Below are 19,595 nucleotides of genomic sequence, written 5' to 3' on the forward strand. Positions count from 1 at the left end.
GGGCGCCCTGAACGTTCTACGGGCCGGGCTGGTCCGTCGCGAAGCTCAACCGGCATAGCGAGAAGCCACCCCCTTCAGGGGGTGGAGGAGTCACGTAGTTCACCCCGGCGGCGCCCAGGCGCACCAGCGCCTCACCGGGGCCCGGTGCGGGGTCCGGCAGCTCGGTCCAGCGCAGGACCTCGGGACCGCCGTGCTCTTCGATACGGATCGCGTGCATGGGTGACACCTCTCTGGGTGAACGGGTGCGTTGTCGGGAACGGCAGCACGGTAGGCCGCCGGGATTGGACCGACAAGTCCAAACACCTTGCAGCGCATGAGAGTTGCCCGCACCAGAGCCTCAGGAGTACGGCCGGCTTGTCGCCTCGTAGGACGTCAGTCCTTGTGGAAGCACTGGATGTAGGCGTCACCGCTGATGCCATGGGTGTATTCGGTGGTGTCGTACGCCAGGTACGGGTGGCGCACGACGCGGATGGTGCGGAAGTGCGGGAGGTACTGCCAGCGCAGCTCCGGCCTGGTGCTGAAGAACGGGATGAAGACGCCGCCGGGGCGCAGCACCCGGACGACCTCCGGCATGGTCCTGGCCCACAGCTCCTTGTCCGTCCACACGTGCATGTCGAGGGCCGGGTCGAAGAACATCCCGTCGACGCTCTCCGAGGGCAGGTCGAAGACGCGCTGGAAGAAGTCACCGCGTTCGATGGCGAGGTTGCCGGGCAGTTCCGGGTGCCGGGCGCGGAAGAGGTTCTCCACCTCGGCGAAGAGTTCCAGGACCGTGTGGCTGCGGGTCGCGGCGTTGCCCGCGATGCGCAGGGCGGACAGGCCGAGCCCGAGCCCGACCTCGTAGAAGTCGTGGCCGTGCTCGCACAGCAGGTCCGCGCTGGCCCACATCAGGTCGCGCTCCCACGCCTGCATGGCCTGTTCGCCGCCGATGCTCAGCGTCACCTCGCCATCGTGCTCGATGAGTTCGATCGCGGGCTTGGTCTGGTTCTCCATGGCAAACCGTCCTTCGTCCGTCGGGTGAGGGGAGGTGGTGCCGGGCGCTGTCTCAGGTGCGGTGGGGGACGACGCCGAAGTGCCTCCGGGCCGTGGACACGGCGAGGTCCTGCACGGCGAACACCGTGAAGTAGTACGCCTGCGGTGCGGTCCCGGGCGCGAACCGCACCCGGAAGGTGACGTCCCGGTGCTCCCCGGCGGAGCCCCGGACCTTGACCGTGGCCGGTTCGACGACCGTGTCCTGCCGCAGGTACGTCGGTACGAACAGGCCCAGCCGTACGGGCCCGGTCCGGGACGCGAGCAGGTCGGCGCGCACCTCCAGCACGCCGCCCTGCTCGACCTCGTCGGCGGCGTGGGCCAGGAGCGCGGGCGCGCCGGGAACGCGGAAGGTGACGTCGCCGCAGCGCATGCAGACCGCGCAGGTCGTGTCCAGGACCTGCGGCAGCAGGCCGCGCCGGGTGAACTCCTGGGCCGGGCGCCCGCAGTGGCAGGTCACCTCCCGTACCCGCGGGTCCAGCGAGCTGCGGTCGCCGAAGTGGGCGGGGTAGTTCATGATCTCGTCCTCGGGGTTCGCCGCGACCGCTTCGGCGATGACGTGGTCGAGCGACTGGAGATCCGCGGCGAGGGAGGAGCGGATCTCCTCGGAGGACTGGTCGGCGAGATGCGTGGGGCGGGCCACCCACAGGTCGACCTTCCGGGCGAGCTTGCTCAGGCGGGGGCGCAATCCGTGGTTGTGCGGCAGGAGTCCGGAGGCCAGCAGGGCGGTCAGGCGGCGCCCCGCCGTGAGGACCAGCGGGTCGGGGCGGTGCTCGGACGGCTTGGGCGCGGCGGGCGTCCGCGAGGGTTCCCCCGGCATGCCGAAGCGCATGAAGGCCGGATAGGGGTGCGAGCCCGCGAGACTGGCGTTGAGGGTGTCGACGGAATCCGCCCCGGTGAGGGCTGCCCGCATCCACGCGACGTTCTCGGGCCGGTCGGAGTCGTGGACGGAGACGGCGGAGACGACGGTACGGGCCGGCCCGTCGAGGGCGTTGAGCAGCAGCTGGTACCTGGGGTCGTAGAGCGCGAGGTCGGCGAGCGGGCCGCTGTTGCAGGCGTTGAGCACCACCTCCACGGCCTCGACGCGGTTGAGGGGGATCAGCTTGTCCTCGGGCTTGTAGCACGGCAGCCCGTAGGCGCAGCGCGGGCCGAGCAGGCCCGGTGCGGCGGGCACGGCCGGGTTCAGGCCGCAGATGGTGAACTCGCCGAGGTTGACGCTGTCGTCCTTGCCGTGGCCCTGGAAGACGACCCTGCGCCACCGGGTGCCGAGGATCTCGCGCTGGATGTCGCTGCGTTCGAAGTCACGGTCGTCGAAGACCCGGACACCGGGCAGACGGGGCGGCCGGTCCGTATCGGTGAACAGGCCCAGCGCGTCGACGCCGGGCACGGATCGGCCGTACTGCTTGGCGATGTTCCAGGCGACGGAGGCGTCGTCGCGCCCGCTCAGCAGCGTCAGCGCGCGTTCCGCACCCCGGTACGTGGCCAGCAGCAGTGCCCTGACGGGATCGAGACCGAGCCGGTCGTAGCCGCCGACGACCACGAGCGATCCGGGACACCGGAATCCGGCGGCATCGTCCAGCTCCTCCTCCGGCAGCCAGCGACCGGCGAGCGGACGGGCCAACTCCACGACGCCGTCGAGCAGTTCCCCGGCCCCCAGCACGATGCCGAAGTCCACCTGTGGCGGCGTGCGCACGCCGTCGTAGAGGCCGGCGGCCAGCCCCACGCTCCGGTCGAGATCCGCACGGCCCTCGACCGGTACGGGCACGGGCAGCCGGCCGGGGTCCGCCAGGAATTCCTTGACGGCAGCGGCGAAGCCCCCGCGGGCGACCGGGCGGAAGACAGCGGCGGAAGGCGGTTCGGTGACGGAGCGGTTCATGCGGGTCTACCTCGTGTTCTTGCGCCGGTCAGGTGGGACAGAAGAGAGGGGTGGGAGAGGCGGAAACGGGCGGAAGGCGGGGCGCTGCGGCGGGGCACGGGCCACCCGGGCAGCGCTCACGCCGGGCACTCCGCGGGCACGGCGGCACCGTGGGCCAGCACCCCGCGGCAGGCGAACGCCAGCCCGGCCCCCGCCAGCGCCACGCCGGACGCCACCGCGAACACCCCGTGCGGACCGACCGGTGCGATCAGCAGGCCACCGGCCTGCTGGCCCACCGCGTCACCCACCACGGTCGCCAGCGAAGCCCAGGTGAACGCCTCGGTCAGCAGCCCGCTGTCCGCCACCGTGCTGACCAGCGTCATCTCGCTCGCGGACACCAGGGCGATGGGAGCGCTGCCCACCGCCAGCGCCACCGCCAGCGCCGTCGGCGAAGTGGCCGGCAAGGGCAGGGCCGTGCCGACAGCGAACGCGAGCACCAGCCACGGGAAGCGCCGGTGCGCCGCCACCTCCGACTGGGAGCGCCCGAGCCACAGCGCGCCCACCGCACTGCCCACACCCCAACAGGCGTACACCACACCGGTGCTGCCCCGGCCGCCGTGCTCGTCGACAAAGGCCGGAATGGCCAACGTCATCAGCCCGATGGGCACGGAGCACACCGCCATGATGCTCATCAGCGCGAGCATCGGGACCTCCCTGAGCGGCCCCAGCAGGCCGCGAGGTGCGCCGCCCGGCCGTTCCCCGCCGGCCCGCCCGGTGCCCTCCGGGAGCCGGGTGAGGGCGAGCCCCAGCGCACCGGCGCCGCCGACGGCGGCCACCGTCGTCAGCGCGAGGCCGGCGGAGCCCGCCAGCATCAGGCCGGCCAGCATCAACGGCGCCCCGATCACGAGGACTTCGGTGAGCAACGCCTCCCACAGATAGGCGATCTCCCGCTCCTCGTCCTGGAGGGGGAGCCGTGCCCACAGCGAGCGCATGCAGGCGTTGGCCGGCGGCAGCGCGACCCCGGCGACGACCGCCACGGCCGACTGGGCCCAGCCACCGGGCCGGGTGGCCCACACCAGCGCGCCGAGAGCCGAGGGATGGAGGAGCCCGGTGGCGACGAGCACGGGGCGCATCCCGCCGCGGTCCACCAGCCGGGCGATCAGCGGGCTGCCCACCGCCATGCCGATCGTGCAGAGCGCGGCGACCAGGCCGGCCTGTGCGTAGCCGCCGCCCTGTTCCCGGACCACCAGCACCACGGCCAGCGACAGCAGGTACACGGGCATCCGGGCGACCACGCTCCACCACGCGGGCCCGGCCACATGGCGGCGCGTGAGCAGATCGAGGAATCGGCGGGGCAGCCTCCGGGTCACGGCGTCAGTCTCCGTTCGGCGGCCGTGCCGGCCTGCTGTGCCGCGGCCGGGACGACATCGATGGTCGGGACGACATCGATGGCGAAGGCGTCGAGGACCGCTCGCATGCGGCGCTCCACCTCCCCGATCGACGTGCCTGTCACATGGACGTACCCGGACGCGTTGTGCGAGGCGCGGCGTGCCGCCACAGGATCGCCGACGCCCACCTTGAGAACGGCGTCGACGACCCCGGGGATGCGCAGCAGTTCCTCCTCCGAGGTGATGGCCCGGACGGTGCCCGACCCCGGCAGGGGCAGCAGGAGGTCGCCGGCGCAGCGCCGCGCACCGTAGCGGAGCGAGGGGCGGCGGCCGAGGTAGACGTCCAGAGTGGCGCCGAACACGTCGAAGCCGTAGGCGTGTCCGTGGTTGGCGGTGATCTCGCAGCCCGCCGGCCGTACCCCGATCTCACCGGCGTGGACCTTCCCGTCGACGAGGAAGAACTCCATGTGCAGATAGCCGTGGTCGAGGCCCATGCCGGTGGTGATCGTCTGGAGCAGCGCGCGGAGGTCGACGGGCGGCCCCTCGTCGGTGGCGACGCTGATGTTGGCGTTCATCGCGCCGTCCACGATGTCCAGCGGCCGGCACGGCATCGCGCTGGGCCAGGCGTCCAGCACCTCGCCTTCGTGGACGAGCCCGCACACCTCCCACTCGGTCCCGGCGAGGTGCTCCTCGACCATCCAGTCCCGCGCGGCGAAGTCGACGCGCTCCAGGGAAGCGGGCCCGGTCAGCCGGAAGGTGTCGACGCAGGCGAAGGAGTCCGTGGGCTTGAGCACCAGCGGCCAGCCGTGGACCGCGGCGAACCGCTCGACGTCGCCCGCGTCCGCCACCCGCGCGTACCGCGCGGTGCGCAGCCCCAGTTCCCGGAACTTGTCCTTCATCGCGGCCTTGTCCCGGACCCAGGCCACCTGCCGCTCCGTCAGGTGCGGCAGGCCGGCCAGCCGCGCGAAACGCTGGGCGACGGCCTGCCTCGGCTCCGAGGGGTTGCAGAAGCGCCCTGGGCGTACGGGCAGGCCGTCGGCCCATGCCGCGTAGCGCCCGGCCTCCTCTTCCAGCGGCACACCCGCGCGCACCCAGAACGCGGGCAGGTGCGCGGTCCGGCGCAGGTGGTCGTCCGAGAGGTCCCGGCGGAGCTCGGCGAAGCGCAGCAGCACCAGCCTGTCCCCGAGCGCTTGGGCCGCGTAGCGGGTGAAGGTGGACGCCCGGTCGTCCACCATCAGCAGCGCCGGCTCCCGCCCGCTCATACGGTCTCCAGGGCCTGGCGCACGGCCTTGACCGCGAGGACCTGGCCGGCCTCGGGGAGTTCCGGCGACAGCGGTACGCACAGGGTGCGGTCGAGCAGGTCACGGGTACGGGCGAAGCCGTCGCGGCTCAGGGCCAGGGGCCCGCCCGGCGCGAGGTTCCAGGGGAAACCGTCGCTGTAGAGGGAGCGCCGGCCGGTGAGCACCGGGTGTTCCGGGAGGAGGTATTTGTTCAGCGTCCAGTTGGCGATACCCCGTTCGGTGAGCGCGGCCACGGCGGCGTCGCGCAGCTCCCGGCTCTCCCACCGGAAGCGCAGGCTGATCTTCACGTCGCCGGCGGCCCGCGGCAGGACGTGGAGGCCCTGGCGGTCGGGGAGTTCCTCCATGGCGATGGCGTGCATGCGCTCCAGCCCCGCCAGCACCTCGTCGAGATGGCGGAACTGCTGGTACTGGACGGCCGCGACGCCCTCGCTGGTGACGAAGTTCTCCCCGTAGTACGCGTCCTGGTTCCACGTCGGATAGCGGCCGGGTACCCGCGCCGAACCGTGGTCGTGGTAGCAGCGCATCGTCGCCCAGGCGTCCTCGTCACCGGTGACGACCAGACCGCCCTCGCCGGAGGTGAGCACCTTGTTGTGGTGGAAGCTGAAGGTGCCCGCGTAGCCCGCCGTCCCCGCGTGCCGCCCGTCGGGGAACCGTGCGCCGAGCGCCTGGGCACAGTCCTCGACGACGTACGGCACACCCTGCGGGAGGGCGGCCACCGTTCCTTCCATGTGGGCCACGATCACCCGCTGTGTGCCCGGCGGCAGCAGCGTGCGGTCCAGCGAGAGGGAGTCGTCGACGTCGACGAGCACCGGGATCAGGCCGCTGGAGAGGACCGCGCCCGCGACGGCCACGAACGTGACCGCCGGGATGTGCACGAGGTCACCGCTGCGCGGGCGGGTGGCGATCAGGGCGAGCCGGAGGGCCTCGGTGCAGTTGTGCACCGCCAACACGTGCCCGGCACCCAGCCGTTCGGCGACACGTCGTTCGAGCCGGGAGGCGATGCTCTCGTTCTCCGTCTGGTAGCGGAAGAGCACGCCGTGCTCGACGGCCTCGCGCAGCTCGTGCATATCGGACCAGTCGAGGTAGTTGGCGCCGTAGGGGAGGAAACGCTGTCCGAGCCGCTTGTCGAGGGTCATGGCGCATCGGGCTCCGTGATCGGGTACGCGGTGGCGTCGACGGTCATCTCCTGGCCCTGGTGGTTGCGGAGCCGCAGGCCGTCGGCGGTGCGGGCGAAGTACGGTCGCGCGAGGGGGACCTTGCCGATCCTGGTGGTCAGGACGTACTGCGGCACGGCGAACCCGGTGATGTGGCCCTGGAGGCCCTCCATGATCTCCCAGCCCTTCTCGACGGAGGTCATGAAGTGCGAGACACCGGTGACGTTGTCGCAGTGGTAGAGGTAGTACGGGCGCACCCGGATCCGCAGCAACTCCGTCATGAGCGTGCGCATCGTGGTGACATCGTCGTTGATCCCGCGCAGCAGCACGGTCTGGTTGCCCACCGGGATGCCGTGCCGCAGCAGTCGGTCCACGGCGGCGGCGGACTCCGCCGTGATCTCCTTGGGGTGGTTGAAATGCGTGTTCAGCCACACGGGGTGGTAGCGCGAGAGCATCTCGCACAGGTCCTCGGTGATCCGCTGCGGCAGCAGCACCGGGAAGCGGCTGCCGATGCGGACGACCTCCACGCTGGGGATCGCCCGCAGCCCGGAGACGATCTCCTCCAGCTTGCCGTCCCGGTAGGACAGCGGATCGCCGCCGGTGAGCAGCACGTCCCGGATCTCCGGATGCTCGGCGATGTAGCGCAGGTCCTCGTCGAACGACCCGCCCTCGTCGTCACGGAAGTACGTGCCGTGCACGTCGGTGGTGTGGAACTTGCGGGTGCAGTGCCGGCAGTAGACCGGGCACGCCTCGGTGACCAGCATGATCACCCGGTCCGGGTATTTGTGCACCACGCGGTTGGTCCTGCGGTAGTACGTGTCACCGACCGGGTCGACCTCGGCGCCGGGGAACTCCACCAGCTCTCCCGGTGCGGGCACGGCCTGCTGGCGGACCGGACAGGAGGGGTCGTCGGGGTCCATCAGGGACGCGTAATAAGGGGTGATGCTCCAGCGGTACTTCCCCGCCGACCCGGCGATGGCCTTCTCCTCCTCGGGGCTGAGGTTGATCCACTGGCGGGCCTTCGCGACGCTGGTGATGCGCTTGCGCATGTGCCAGCGCCAGTCGTCCCACTCGGCGGCGGGGACCCGGGGCCGGAAGGGAGCGGACCCCGAGGTCGGTTCGGGTTCGCCGGGCGTTGCGGACATGGCGGCTCCAAGGGCTCCGGAACGTGGGTGCGTTCACATCGGGGCGAGCGAGAGTTGACGGAGACTGCGGGCGACGCGCTGAGCGCCCCGCAGGTCGTCCAGGTCGGGATCGAGCGCGGCCCACGGCCCCTCGCCCCGGGACCCCCACGAGGACGCGTCCTCGCCGTCGGTGGTCACGGGCACGGGAACGGCCCGCGCCACGCGCTCGGCGAGATCCCGCTGCACAGGCCCCAGCGGCGGGAGGAACATCACAGGCGCGCGCCGTGCCTGGGCGAGTGCCAGCGCCCCCAGCGTCGGCGAGGCCAGGAAGACCGCGGCGGTGGCGTGCAGCGCGTCGACGTCCACGTCGGCGGCACGGCTCAGCCGCACCCCCTCGGGGCCGGCGAGACCCTCGACCGCGGTACGGACCGGTGCGAGCCGGGTGTCGCACACCACTTCGCACCGGCCCGTACGCCGCACCGCCGCACGCACCAGCGCCCGCAGCGGACCGGCGGTGAACCCCCCGAACTCGTCGCCCGGGACGCCCCATGACGACAGCAGCAACAAGGTGCCCGCGCGCGTGCGGTTCCCGGTCAGGCGGGCGGGCGCGAGGATCCCCGTGGGCCGGCCACCGCTCCCGGGCCATGGACCGGGCAGCCAGCCTGGGCGGTGCAGCCGGTGCAGGGCCCGCCCGTCCGGTGCGGGGGAGGGCGCGGCACCCGAGTGGCCCGACGTCAGGTGGACCACCGGGACGCCGAGCTCCAGCAGCCGTTCCGTGGCCGCCTCGTCGTCGCAGACCAGTGCCGCGTCCGGGAGCGCACCGCCGGAGACCACCCTGACCGTGGTGAGTTCACCGAGATGCGCCGCGATGCGGTGCCGGGCCAGCAGCGAGTCCAGCTCCGCGTCCCGGGACACCAGCAGCACCCTCCGGGGCGGGAGCGCCCCCGCGCGGCCGCCGTGCGGCTCGGGGCTCAGTACCGCCATGGCTGCACCGACCCCAGCCGGGCGACGTCGTCGCTGTAACCCGCGGCCGTCGTGGAACAGCCGCCGCACAGCACCGGCCCCTGCTCGCGGAAGAAGTCGACGTGCGACCGGAAGACCGGCGAATCGAGCAGCAGCACGCCGTTCTCCCGCAGGGGAGCACCGTCGCCGGGCCCGCCCTCCGGCTCCCGGTGCGGCAGACAACTGCACGCGTACATCCGCCCGAACCTGCCGTCGATATAGATGACGTCATCGACCACATGGCACAGCGGACGGGAGGCGCGCGGCGTCAGCGACAGGGCGAAGAACTGCTCCCGCTCCTCAGGGGTGTCCCCGTAGAACCGCTTCCCCATAGGGACCAGCAGGGAGGCCGGGTCGGCGTCGTAGATCGGGTCGCACACCTCGCGCACATGTTCCGGCACGGGGTAGGTGACCGGGCGGTCCAGCTTGAGGGCGGAGAGCTCCCACTGCCGCACCCCGGCGTCCGTCAGGACCTGCTGGAGCCGGGGCATCTCGGCGTAGTTGTGCGGTCCGACCACCGTGTTCACCCGTGGCAGGACGCCCAGGGCCGCGATGGCGCGAAGCCCTCGCAGAGCGTTGTCGAACATCCCGGGGGAGCGCCGGTACACGTCATGGCTCGCGCCCGAGGCGCCGTCCAGGCTGACGATCACCTGCGCCAGGCCCGCCTCGGCGAGCCGCTCCGCCATCCTCGGCAGCAGCGTCCCGTTGGTGATGAGGGACATCCGCATGCCGGCTGCCGTACCCGCGCTCACCAGCTCGACGACGTCCTGGTGCATGAGCGGTTCCCCGCCGGTGAACCGTACGTAACCCACCCCGGCGGCAACGGCTTTGGGCAGCAGGTCGTCGAATTCCGCACGGGAGAAACGGTAGGTGTCGCGGGAGAGGGCGAAGTCGCACATGAAGCAGTCGGCGTTGCAGGCTTCCAGAATCCTGATGAAGAGATAGCGGTGTCGCTCGTGCATGGAAGGCATCCTGGCCGTTCGCTGAGGGGCGTTCGCTGAGAGGCGTTTGCCGAGAGAGGGAGAAGGCGAAGCGGATCAAGCGGGAGGAGGGCCCTGGCCCAGTATCGCCAGCAGCGCGTCGGCCACTTGGGCCGCGCCGCCGGCGCCGACACCGGCGGTGAGCGCGCCCCAGTCGGTGACCTTCCGGGAAGCGAGCAGGGCGGTCAGGATTCCTTCCTGGAGAGAGGCGACGGCGTCGGCGCCGGCCGAACCGATCCCGCCGTAGATGAGGTCCAGGGCCTCGTCCTCTCCTCGGGAGCGCAGTGCCAGGGCCTCGTCCTCGCAGAAGACGTCCTTGGGCCAGACGACGCGCACGTCGGCGTCGACCGCCCGGCTGTGGAACCGGCCGTTGAAGATCTGGCTCAGGTTCTGCGGCGGCAGGCACACGGTGGGGACACGCAGACTGCCGGCCTCCAGCAGGGTGGTGAGCCCCGGCGAGGCGAGCAGGACGTCGAAGTCGGCGAGCCCGGCGAGGAATTCACCGTGGGACAGCGCGCCCGCCGTCACGCGCAGCTCTCCGTTCGTGCGGCCGATGAGCTGCCCGGCCAGATCGGCGGGAAGGTTTCCCGCCACGTGCGCCTCCCGCACGCCGTGGGCCGCGAGCGCTCCGAGTGCGGCGGGAACGACGACGGTGGGGTAGGCCGACCAGTCGGTGAGCCTGGGCGCGCGCAGCCCGCCCAGGCTGATCAGGGCCCTGCGGTACGGCCTGTCCGGTGACGGGTCGGCCGCTCCGGTGACCGGGGGAGTGCCGATGACCGCCTCGACCCAGCGCAGGGCGCGGACGGAAGCCAGCACGTCACGGCATTCGGGGGGAAGCTCCAGGCACTGCTGGGCGCAGTAGGCCGTCACGTCCAACGGCAGCGTGGAGCGGTCGCCCTCGGACCACATGAACGGGAGGCTGTCCACGAACACCGTGGGCACTCCGGCGCCTTCGAGCGCCGTCGCGGCGGGTCCGTCCAGGACGACCACCGCGGCTCGTACGCGCTCCGACGCCACGATGTCCTCGACGGTGCCGCCGTCCGGCAGGTCGTACCACCGGTGGATGCCGTGCCCGGCCAGTACGGGGCGCCCGAGGCGCGAGGCCAGGCCGACGAACCGGAGCGGCGACGGGGAGCGCTCGCGCAGCGCGGACAGGACGGCACTCAGCTTTCCCGAACTGCCCCAGCCGAACTCGACACCGGCGACGGCCACGGTCACGGGCTCGCCGCACGCGGCGGAGCGGCCGGGAGCCGGGACACGGTCCGGCTCACGGCCGTCGGCGACCTCGGGGACAGGGAGCATCGGTTCACTCTCGCTTTCCGGAGCGGGCCGCGGCTGTCGGGTGAGCGGTGGGGGCGGAGAGGGCGCAACGGTCAGGTATGGCCACAACGTGCTTTTGCCGTAGTGGAGTTGCGGTCGACCGCCGTCCGGTGGTGCGTGCAACCAACGTTCACGGATGTCCCCGACGGGCGCAAGGTCCGGTATCGGTGGATTCAGGCCACGGTCCGAACAGCGGGGCCGGATGAGAGGGAGGCGTCGAATGTTCTGTCTGTCGTCCAGCCCGGCGATGTGCCCGATGCGTGCGTCCCATGGGGGCGGCGGGGCGTGTGGAAGCCGGGAAGTGATGCCGGACGGTGCGATCGGCTCACGTGTCGAACACCGTGATATGGCCGAAATCGGGCACGGGTTGGTGGTTGCGCTCTGTAGCGCACGGGGGTGTGTCCGGCCGGGCGTGGCGCGCCGTTGCCCATGGCGTCACCGCAGCCGTCGTCCGGGTTCCGTCCGCCGGTGTCTGGCGTGGCCGACCGCGAGGGCCGCACCCTGAAGCCCGTACACAACGAGCGCCGTCGTGCGAACGCGGCGCGCGATCCGACTGTCGGCGAGGAGGAGACGCCATGGACATCCCAGGTCCCGAGCCCCGGGCGGACGGTGGGGCCGGTGCCGTCGCGGCGGCGGGCGGACTGCACGTCTACCAGCTGCGGCTGCACGCCGAGTACGGTCCCGTCGTACGGTTCCAGCTGCCGGGCGCGGACACGGCCGTGTCGGTCGCCGATCCCGTACTGCTGGAGGCCACGGCACACGTCGACAAGCGGCCGGAGCCGTTGTTCGCGTTCCTGGCCCCGCTGTTCGAGGCGGGCAACGTGCAGGTGATGCCGGCCGACGAGCACACCCCATGGCGGCGTCTGCTGCTGTCGGTCCTGGCCGGACGCCCCTCCCACGAGCGGCACTTCGCGCGGTTCACCGAACTGGTCACCGAGCTCGCGGACCGCTGGGCCGAACGGGCCGGCCAGGGGCCCGTGGAACTGCAGAAGGACCTCACCGCGCTGTCGCTGCGGATGATCTGCGCGTACGCGCTGGGCGGCGAGGCCGAGGACCCGGACCGCGTCGTCGACGCGTTCGAGGAAGTGCTCACCGAACATCTGGGACGGCTCTACCAGGCGCCGTTGCCGGGCTCGAGGGAGGAGCGTGCCGAGCGGGCGGCGGAGGCCCTCGCCTACCTGCGCGCGGTGGTCGACCGGGTGGTCGCGGCGCACCGCTCCGGCGACCGCGCGGACAGGATCATCGAGGCCGGTGAACGGCCCGCGCGGATCCGCGACACCGTCATGGTGGCGATGCTGGCCGCCCACCACACGACCGGCTTGGCCGTCTCGTGGACCCTGCACCTGCTGGGGCGGCACCCCGAAGCGGCCGGACGCGTCGCCGAGGAGCTCGACCGTGTGCTCGGTGACCGTGCGGCGCCCGAATACGCCGACCTGCGACGGCTCACGTATCTGGAGAGGGTGCTCAAGGAAGCGATGCGGCTCTACCCGCCCGGACCGTACGGCGCGCGGGAGACGACCGAGGCCCTGGTCCTGGGCGACTACGAGATCCCGGCCGGGACGACGGTCTTCTACCCGTTCTGGGCCGTCCACATGAACCCCGACCACTGGCCCGAACCCGAGAGGTTCATGCCCGAGCGCTTCACCCCGGAGGAGACGGCCAAGCGGCCGCGGCTGGCCTACATCCCCTTCGGCCTCGGGCCGCGCGGCTGCGAAGGCGCCGCCCTGGCCATGGTCGAGGCGGAGCTGGTCCTGGCCGTCCTGCTCAAGCGCCTCCGGTTCCGGCCGGTGCCGGGGCACGAGGTGACCCCGGTCGAACGGTTCGTGCTCTGGGCGGCCGACGACATCCGTATGACCGTGAGCCCGCGGACCTGAGGCGGTACCGGCGGGCACGGCCGATGCGCGCGCCGCCGGTCCGCCGGCACGAACGGGATCAGGTGCCGAACGGGATCAGACGTCGGCCGGGATCAGGCACTGGCCGGGATCAGGCGCCGGCCGGGCGCGGCTCGCGCCACATCGTCCACAGCGTCGGCCCGTCCCCCGGCAGCGGAAGCTCCTCGCGCACGGTGAAGCCGAAGTGCTCGTAGACAGGGAGGCGATCGGTGCGGTCATGGGCCCCGGCATGGGAGGGCCCCGGCTGCGGCACCCTTGCGTCGGGCCGTCGGCGTATAGTCCGCTGACCCCCATGAAGAAGAGGAGCGTTGCCACACTGATCGCCACGCTGGTCGCGGGATCCCTGCTCACGGGCACGCCGTATCCGCGCGCCGAAGCCGCAGGGGCCGATGACGCCGGCGGTCCGCCACCGAAGCTGGGGGTCGACCTCGACACGGTGACCATCCCGGAGCTGCAGGCCCGGATGGCCGACGGTTCGCTCACCTCGTCGGCGCTGACCGCCGCCTACCTGTGGCGGATCAAGACCGTCGACCCCAGGATCCACGCGGTGCTGCGCACCGACCCGACGGCCTCGCGCCAGGCTGCCGCCAGTGATGCCAGACATCGGCACGGCGGCGCGCGCGGCCCGCTGGACGGCATCCCCGCCCTCCTCAAGGACAACGTGAACACCCGCGACATGCCGACGACGGCGGGCTCGCTGGCGCTGGCCGGGAGCCCGCCGGACACCGACGCCGCCCTGGTGACCCGGCTCCGGGACGCGGGGGCGGTGATCCTCGGCAAGACCAACCTGTCCGAGTGGGCGAACTTCCGCGCGACGAAGCCGACATCAGGGTGGTCGGCGGTGGGCGGCCAGACCAGCAATCCGTACGTACTGGACCGCAACCCGTGCGGGTCGTCCTCCGGCTCCGCCGCCGCGCTCGCCGCGTCGCTCGCGCAGGTGGCGATCGGCACGGAGACCGACGGCTCCATCGTGTGTCCGGCCGGGATGAACGGGATCGTCGGCCACAAGCCCAGCCTCGGGCTGGTCAGCCGGGCCGGAGTGGTGCCGATCTCCGCCGAGCAGGACACCGCGGGGCCCATGGCGCGCAACGTGACCGACGCCGCGCTCACGCTGTCCGTGCTGAGCGGTGGCGCCTCGGACGGCACGACGCGCCCCGTCGGTCTGCGCGGTCGGCGGATCGGCCTGTGGCGGCTTCCCTCGCTCGGGCCGGAGGTGGACGCCGTGATGAGCCGTACGGCGCGGAAGCTGCGCGCCGCCGGAGCCGAGGTCGTCGAGGTGACGCTCCCGTACCAGGAGCGGCTCGCCGAGCTCGAGTTCCCCGTGCTGCTGAGCGAGTTCCACCGCGACATCGACGCCTACCTCGCCACGCGGCACGGGCCCCGGAACCTCGCCGAGCTGATCGGATTCAACCGCGCCCACCCGGCGGAACGGACCTGCTTCGCCGGTCAGGAACTCTTCGAGCAGGCCCTCGCCGCGCCTGCTGTCACCGACCCGAAGTACCGGGCCATGCGCGCGGAATCGAAGGACCTCTCCCGGCGCTCGATCGACGAGACCATGGCCGCCCACCACCTGGATGCCATCGCCTCGCCGACGAACCCGCCCGCCTGGACGACCGACTGCGCGCGGGGTGACAACGACGTGATCCCGTCCTCCACCCCCGCGGCCGTCGCCGGATACCCGTCGCTGTCGGTCCCCGCCGGATCCGTCGGCGAACTCCCCGTCGGCCTCCTCCTCATGGCCGGCGACCACCAGGACGGCAGGCTGCTGTCGCTGGGGGCCGCGGTGGAGCACCGGCTGAACGCCTGGCGGGCACCGCGCTATTTGCCCTCGGTGGGGCCGGACGCCATCCGGTGACCGATCCGGCAGGGATTTCGATCAGGGCGTCAGTGCCTTGCAGGCGGCCTGGAGAAGCTTCCGCCCGCGTGGGTCGGTGAGGCCGAGGTGGGTCATCTGGTTCATCACGTACGCGAAGGTCATGCGCGCGTCGAAGTCGTTGACGACCAGTGATCCGCCTCTTCCACCCTAGTAGCAGGTGCGGGGACTGTGTGTGCGGACCGGCGCGTCATCGGCGTCGAGGAAGACCGCCACCGAGGCGCCGACGTCCGCGCCGCCGCGCAAGGAGTCGGCGAACTCGTCCTGTACGGCACTGAATCGGTCGCTGCAACTGCCGTGGACTTCCATGTCGGACATGGTCGCCGATCGAGGTGGGTCGCGATACCCGCCCACTCACCACGTCAGCAGACCTCTCCCACCGGCAGGTCCGGCAGAAGACGTGCCCACTGCTGCGTTCTGATCAGGGCGCAGGCGCGCGGTGTGACGTCGTCGACGTCCGTGGCCCACAGGCGTACGGTGCGGTCGCCGCCCGCGCTGGCCAGGGTGTGCCCGTCGGGGCTGAAGGCGACCGCGTCCACCGCGTTGGTGTGGCCGGTCCGGCTCGAATTCCTGGAGCCCGTGGAGTAGCCGGGCCCGGCGGCCCGCTCCGGGCACGGGCCGTTCACGGCACGTCAGCCCTGCTGTTTCGGCGCGGCCAGATCCAGCAGCGTCGCCGAGAGCTGGTCGGCGGTGAGGGGCGCGGCGGGCAACGCGGCCTCGGCCTCGGCCCGTAGCCCGCTGAGCAGCAGGTGCAGGTGGCGCAGCCAGGCGCCGGGCGCGGCCGTGACGGAGGCGGGGACGACGCGCCCGAGGGCCGCCAGCATGAAGAGCAGGTCCTCCGTGACGACGTCGCCGCGCATCGACCCCTGTTCCTGGGCGCGGTGGATCAGCAGGGAGACCGTCCGGTGGTGATGGTCCTTGAGGGCGTCCAGGGAGGGTACGTCCTGGACGCCCGTGGTCATCAGGTCGTTGGAGCCCCGGTCGGCGGCCAGGCCCTCGAAGATGTACTCGAGGTAGCGGACCAGGCCCTCCCAGGCGTCCTCGGCGTCGCGGGCGTCCTCGCCGCGGCGGAGGGTGTCGTTCAGTGAGTCGCCGAAGACGGCCTCGACGAGCGCGCCGCGGGTGGGGAAGCGGCGGTAGAGGGTGGCGTTGCCGACGCCGGCCCGGCGGGCGATCTCGTCGAGCGGCGCTTCCATGCCCTGCTCGGCGTAGACCTCGCGGGCCGCGGCGATCAGCAGCTCGCGGTTGCGCTGGGCGTCCCGCCGCAGCGGTGCCGGACCGCTGCCCGCCGAAGATGGCTCGCCGCTCCGCTTGGCGCTCACTGTCCCTCACCGCTCCCGTGCCGTATGCCGATTCCGCCCCCACTTTCGCCGACAGCACCCTAACAACAAAACGTGGACCACTCCCCGTTTCTCTTGTTAGGGTCGAACCGCCAAGTGGGGAGCACGCCCCACTTGGCGGGGCCGTGGCCTGCCCGAGGCCGGAGCCCGACGACGAAGGGACGACAACCCGTGAGCACGATGCCCGCGTTCGAGACCGTCGCACCGGCCGGTACGGACTTCACAGCCGACCCGTACCCGGTCTACGCCCACCTGCGCGAGCAGGGACCGGTGCACCGGGTGGCCACCGAAGGCGCCGGTCATATCTGGGTGATCCTTGGGCACGAGGAGGTACGGGCCGCGCTCACCGATACGCGATTGAGCAACGACGTACGCAACTCCGCCCATTGGAAGGACGACGGCGGCTACGCCATCGGCCGCAACATGCTCCAGACCGACGCGCCCCACCACACCCGGCTGCGCAAGATGGTCGCGGGGGCGTTCACCGCGCGCCGTGTCGAGTCGCTGCGTCCGCGTATCCAGCAGCTGACCGACGAACTCCTCGACGCCATCGCCCCGTTGCCCGGCGCCGACCTCGTCGAGGCGCTCGCACGACCGCTGCCCATAGCGGTGATCTGCGAACTGCTCGGCGTGCCGGCCGCGGACCAGGAGACGTTCCGGGTCTGGTCGGACGCCATGGTCTTCCAGCCCACGCCCGAGATGGCGGGCGCGGCGGCCATGTCGATGACGGACTACCTCAACGATCTGCTCCAGGCCAAGGCCGCTTCCCCGGGGGACGACCTGCTCAGCGCGCTGGTCCAGGCCCGTGACGCGGAGGGCGTGCGGCTCGACCCGCAGGAACTGCTCGGCATGGCGTTCGTGCTGCTCGTCGCGGGCCACGAGACCACCGTCAACCTCCTGTCCAACGGGACGTACGCCCTGCTGACCCACCCCGAGCAGCTCGCCGCGCTGCGCGCCGACCGGTCACTGCTGGAGGGGGCGATCGAGGAGATGCTGCGGTACGAGGGACCGGTGACGTCCTCGTCGTTCCGCTGGGCCGCGGAGGACGTGGAGATCGCGGGTGTGACGATCCCGGCCGGTGACGCCGTCCTCATCATGCTGGGTTCGGCCTCCCGGGACTCCGACCGCTTCCCCGACGCGGACAGTTTCGACATCCGCCGTCCCCGCGCGGGCACCGGCGGCGCCGGGCACTTCGCCTTCGGCCACGGCATCCACTTCTGCCTGGGCGCCCCGCTCGCCCGCCTGGAGGCCGAGATCGCCTTCACCGCGCTGCTCGACCGCTTCCCCGACCTCACCCTCGCCAAGGACCCCGCGGACGTGCCGTGGCGCCCTGGCCTGATCCGGGGGCTGTCCGAACTCCCCGTCCGGTACAGCCCGCTCCGCTGAGGACCCGCCGCCGGGACCGCCTGCCGCGGTCCCGGCCGGATGGTGAGTGTTCGTGTGCGGGCCCACGTACAGGGGTCGTGGGCCCGGCTCGCCGGGCAACTGCCCATACCCGGTTGACGATCACCTCGCCTGTCCCTGGAACGCGGCCCCACTCGTGGCATGACGCGCAGGTCCGCCGTTCCCGTCGTCACGGTCCCTTCGGCGCCGCGGCCTCCAGGTCGTCGACGGTGCCGGACATGATCGTGCGGATGTGCCCGGTGATGTGCTCGGCCGGCCAGTCCCACCAGGCGACGGCCAGCAGGCGGGTGATGTCCTCATCGCTGTAGCGGCGCCGGATGAGCTTGGCCGGGTTGCCGCCGACGATGCCGTAGTCGGGGACGTCGTCGACCACGACGGAACCGGAAGCGATGACCGCCCCGTGACCGATGCGGACGCCGGGCATCACCGTGCTCCGGTAGCCGAACCAGACGTCGTTGCCGACCACGGTGTCACCCCGGCCCGGCAGGCCGGTGACGAGGTCGAAGTGCTCGGCCCAGGAACCGCCCATGATGGGGAAGGGGAACGTCGAAGGGCCGTCCATACGGTGGTTGGCGCCGTTCATGATGAACCGCACCCCCTCGCCCAGCGCGCAGAACTTCCCGATGACCAGCTTCTCCGGGCCGTAGTGGTACAGCACGTTGGAGGTCTCGAACGCTGTCGGGTTGTCAGGATCGTCGTAGTACGAGAACTCCCCGACCTCGATCAGCGGCGAGGTGACCAGGGGTTTGAGCAGTACCACGCGCGGCTGGTCGGGCATCGGGTGGACCACGGTCGGATCGGCGGGAACGGCTTGCGTCATGGATCGGCTTCCTCACGCGCGACGGAAGGACAGGTCCATGATCGCAGCGCGTCGGGCGGCCGCCGCACGGGACCTCAGCCGACGCGGCGGACGGGAACGGTGCGCGTGGCCGGCTCCTCCTCGGTCGTGCGGGGGACGGTCACGGTGAGGATGCCGTCCCGGTATTCGGCCGTAGGACCCACTTCGGGAATCGGGAACGGCAATCGGACGGTGCGCTCGAACGAGCCGTAGCGGAATTCCGAATGCCGCTTGTCCTCCGCGCGCTCGGTGCGCTCCGCGCGAATGGTCAGAGTGTTTCCCTCGACCGTGATCTCGGCGTCCTTCTCCGGGTCGATATCAGGCAACTCGGCACGCAGCACATACTGCCCACTACCCTCTGTCACCTCGATCGGGATCACGTGGGAATCCTGGCCGTGCACCGGCACCTCGGGAAACCCCGAGCCCAGCCATTCCATCAGCTCCGGCAGCCCCGACCGGCGCCTGGATACCGACGAGCCCGTCATGACAGCCTCCCTTCCCGGCGGCGCTCGGCCGTCGCTCGTGGTGGTTCCTCCTGGTGTTTCTCTCTCCACCATCGCGCGTCGGCGCGGTCGGGGCATCACGCGGCAGTGACCCCGCAGCCGAGAGTGATGCGTCCTCGGCCGTCATCCTCGCCTCTCCCGTACCCGCCGCGCCGCGTGAGCGTATGCGGCGCGGGCATTCCGCTCCTCAGGCCTGCCTCGGCCCGTTCCGCGCATCCGACCAGGCCGTGTCCGGCGGACCTTTGCCAGTCTGCGGGCCCGTTGCCTCCCCCGGCGATCTCCCCCGGACTCCGTCCGGGGGAGATCGAGGACACCGCCGCGCAGCGGTGGTGCACAGACAGCGTCACCCGCAGTACCGAGCACAAGATCCGCCGGACAGGCCCTGATCCGCACCGGCCGCGAGCAAACCCGATGGGGAACGCATCGCACGCCGCTCACCCGTGCGGGGAGCCCCGTTGGGCCTGGTGGCCGGGGCCGCGCCGCGCCGGGAGCCGGGGCCGGTGACCGCCGATCATGGCATGCCGTGGGCGCCGTCTAGAGTTCTTTCGTCCTCGCGTGCTCCGGTGGCGCGTGACGACCCGATCCGAGAGCCCGA

General features: G+C 71.8%; 17 protein-coding genes and 2 pseudogenes. 3 read left to right on the forward strand and 16 right to left on the reverse strand.

Going from position 1 to position 19,595, the window contains the following annotated elements:
• Positions 1 to 91: 91 nt before the first annotated feature.
• From AB0435_RS19080 to AB0435_RS19125, 10 genes and pseudogenes are all read right to left on the reverse strand, one after another.
• A pseudogene (locus AB0435_RS19080) lies at positions 92 to 217 on the reverse strand (quinone oxidoreductase); the annotation flags it as partial.
• 155 nt (positions 218 to 372) lie between these two features.
• Positions 373 to 990: a class I SAM-dependent methyltransferase gene (locus AB0435_RS19085; protein WP_366427463.1), complete on the reverse strand. Its 618-nt coding sequence runs from the start codon at positions 988 to 990 to the stop codon at positions 373 to 375.
• A 52-nt stretch (positions 991 to 1,042) separates the two neighbouring features.
• Positions 1,043 to 2,902, reverse strand: a complete 1,860-nt coding sequence (locus AB0435_RS19090; RefSeq protein ID WP_366427464.1) for a hypothetical protein — start codon at positions 2,900 to 2,902, stop codon at positions 1,043 to 1,045.
• A gap of 116 nt (positions 2,903 to 3,018) precedes the next feature.
• The gene (locus AB0435_RS19095; protein ID WP_366427465.1) at positions 3,019 to 4,251 is read right to left on the reverse strand and encodes an MFS transporter; all 1,233 of its coding nucleotides are present in this window, start codon (positions 4,249 to 4,251) and stop codon (positions 3,019 to 3,021) included.
• Positions 4,248 to 5,531, reverse strand: coding sequence for an ATP-dependent carboxylate-amine ligase (locus tag AB0435_RS19100; protein WP_366003420.1), 1,284 nt, complete (start codon positions 5,529 to 5,531; stop codon positions 4,248 to 4,250). Before AB0435_RS19100 ends, AB0435_RS19095 begins: the two co-directional genes overlap by 4 nt.
• The gene (locus tag AB0435_RS19105; RefSeq protein ID WP_366427466.1) at positions 5,528 to 6,706 is read right to left on the reverse strand and encodes a DegT/DnrJ/EryC1/StrS family aminotransferase; all 1,179 of its coding nucleotides are present in this window, start codon (positions 6,704 to 6,706) and stop codon (positions 5,528 to 5,530) included. The genes AB0435_RS19100 and AB0435_RS19105 overlap by 4 nt, the downstream gene beginning before the upstream one ends.
• Positions 6,703 to 7,869, reverse strand: coding sequence for an arginine 2,3-aminomutase (gene blsG / locus AB0435_RS19110; protein ID WP_366427467.1), 1,167 nt, complete (start codon positions 7,867 to 7,869; stop codon positions 6,703 to 6,705). Before blsG ends, AB0435_RS19105 begins: the two co-directional genes overlap by 4 nt.
• A 33-nt stretch (positions 7,870 to 7,902) precedes the next feature.
• Positions 7,903 to 8,832 carry a CGA synthase-related protein gene (blsF, locus tag AB0435_RS19115; protein WP_366427468.1) on the reverse strand — a complete coding sequence of 310 codons (930 nt, stop codon included), beginning with the start codon at positions 8,830 to 8,832 and terminating at the stop codon, positions 7,903 to 7,905.
• The gene (blsE, locus tag AB0435_RS19120) at positions 8,820 to 9,812 is read right to left on the reverse strand and encodes a cytosylglucuronate decarboxylase (RefSeq protein WP_366427469.1); all 993 of its coding nucleotides are present in this window, start codon (positions 9,810 to 9,812) and stop codon (positions 8,820 to 8,822) included. Before blsE ends, blsF begins: the two co-directional genes overlap by 13 nt.
• Positions 9,813 to 9,887: 75 nt before the next feature.
• Positions 9,888 to 11,132 (reverse strand): hydroxymethylcytosylglucuronate/cytosylglucuronate synthase, encoded by a 1,245-nt coding sequence (locus AB0435_RS19125; RefSeq protein WP_366427470.1) that lies wholly within the window; start codon positions 11,130 to 11,132, stop codon positions 9,888 to 9,890.
• Between the two features lie 593 nt (positions 11,133 to 11,725).
• Between AB0435_RS19125 and AB0435_RS19130 the strand changes: the two genes are divergently transcribed.
• On the forward strand, positions 11,726 to 13,024 hold the full coding sequence (locus AB0435_RS19130) for a cytochrome P450 (protein ID WP_366427471.1): 1,299 nt from the start codon (positions 11,726 to 11,728) through the stop codon (positions 13,022 to 13,024).
• Positions 13,025 to 13,133: 109 nt separating this feature from the next.
• Here the strand turns inward: AB0435_RS19130 and AB0435_RS19135 are convergent.
• A pseudogene (locus tag AB0435_RS19135) lies at positions 13,134 to 13,244 on the reverse strand (GNAT family N-acetyltransferase); the annotation flags it as partial.
• A 90-nt stretch (positions 13,245 to 13,334) separates the two neighbouring features.
• On the opposite strand from AB0435_RS19135, the gene AB0435_RS19140 reads away from it, so the two are divergent.
• On the forward strand, positions 13,335 to 14,897 hold the full coding sequence (locus tag AB0435_RS19140) for an amidase (RefSeq protein ID WP_366427472.1): 1,563 nt from the start codon (positions 13,335 to 13,337) through the stop codon (positions 14,895 to 14,897).
• Between the two features lie 168 nt (positions 14,898 to 15,065).
• Here the strand turns inward: AB0435_RS19140 and AB0435_RS19145 are convergent, their stop codons facing one another.
• The 3 genes from AB0435_RS19145 to AB0435_RS19155 are packed head-to-tail and all read right to left on the reverse strand — an operon-like array spanning position 15,066 to position 16,237.
• Positions 15,066 to 15,233: a hypothetical protein gene (locus AB0435_RS19145; protein WP_366427473.1), complete on the reverse strand. Its 168-nt coding sequence runs from the start codon at positions 15,231 to 15,233 to the stop codon at positions 15,066 to 15,068.
• Positions 15,234 to 15,277: 44 nt separating this feature from the next.
• Entirely contained in the window at positions 15,278 to 15,541 is a 264-nt protein-coding gene (locus AB0435_RS19150; protein ID WP_366003429.1) for a WD40 repeat domain-containing protein, read from the reverse strand.
• A 6-nt stretch (positions 15,542 to 15,547) separates the two neighbouring features.
• A complete protein-coding gene (locus AB0435_RS19155; RefSeq protein ID WP_366003430.1) occupies positions 15,548 to 16,237 on the reverse strand; it encodes a helix-turn-helix domain-containing protein in 690 nt (229 codons plus the stop codon).
• Between the two features lie 198 nt (positions 16,238 to 16,435).
• On the opposite strand from AB0435_RS19155, the gene AB0435_RS19160 reads away from it, so the two are divergent.
• Positions 16,436 to 17,641 carry a cytochrome P450 gene (locus AB0435_RS19160; protein ID WP_366427501.1) on the forward strand — a complete coding sequence of 402 codons (1,206 nt, stop codon included), beginning with the start codon at positions 16,436 to 16,438 and terminating at the stop codon, positions 17,639 to 17,641.
• Between the two features lie 187 nt (positions 17,642 to 17,828).
• Here the strand turns inward: AB0435_RS19160 and AB0435_RS19165 are convergent, their stop codons facing one another.
• Positions 17,829 to 18,479: a CatB-related O-acetyltransferase gene (locus tag AB0435_RS19165; RefSeq protein WP_366003432.1), complete on the reverse strand. Its 651-nt coding sequence runs from the start codon at positions 18,477 to 18,479 to the stop codon at positions 17,829 to 17,831.
• Positions 18,480 to 18,553: 74 nt separating this feature from the next.
• The gene (locus AB0435_RS19170) at positions 18,554 to 18,982 is read right to left on the reverse strand and encodes an Hsp20/alpha crystallin family protein (protein ID WP_366427474.1); all 429 of its coding nucleotides are present in this window, start codon (positions 18,980 to 18,982) and stop codon (positions 18,554 to 18,556) included.
• Positions 18,983 to 19,595: the final 613 nt, after the last annotated feature.

Source organism: Streptomyces sp. NPDC051173, from assembly GCF_040689515.1.
GTDB lineage: Bacteria > Actinomycetota > Actinomycetes > Streptomycetales > Streptomycetaceae > Streptomyces.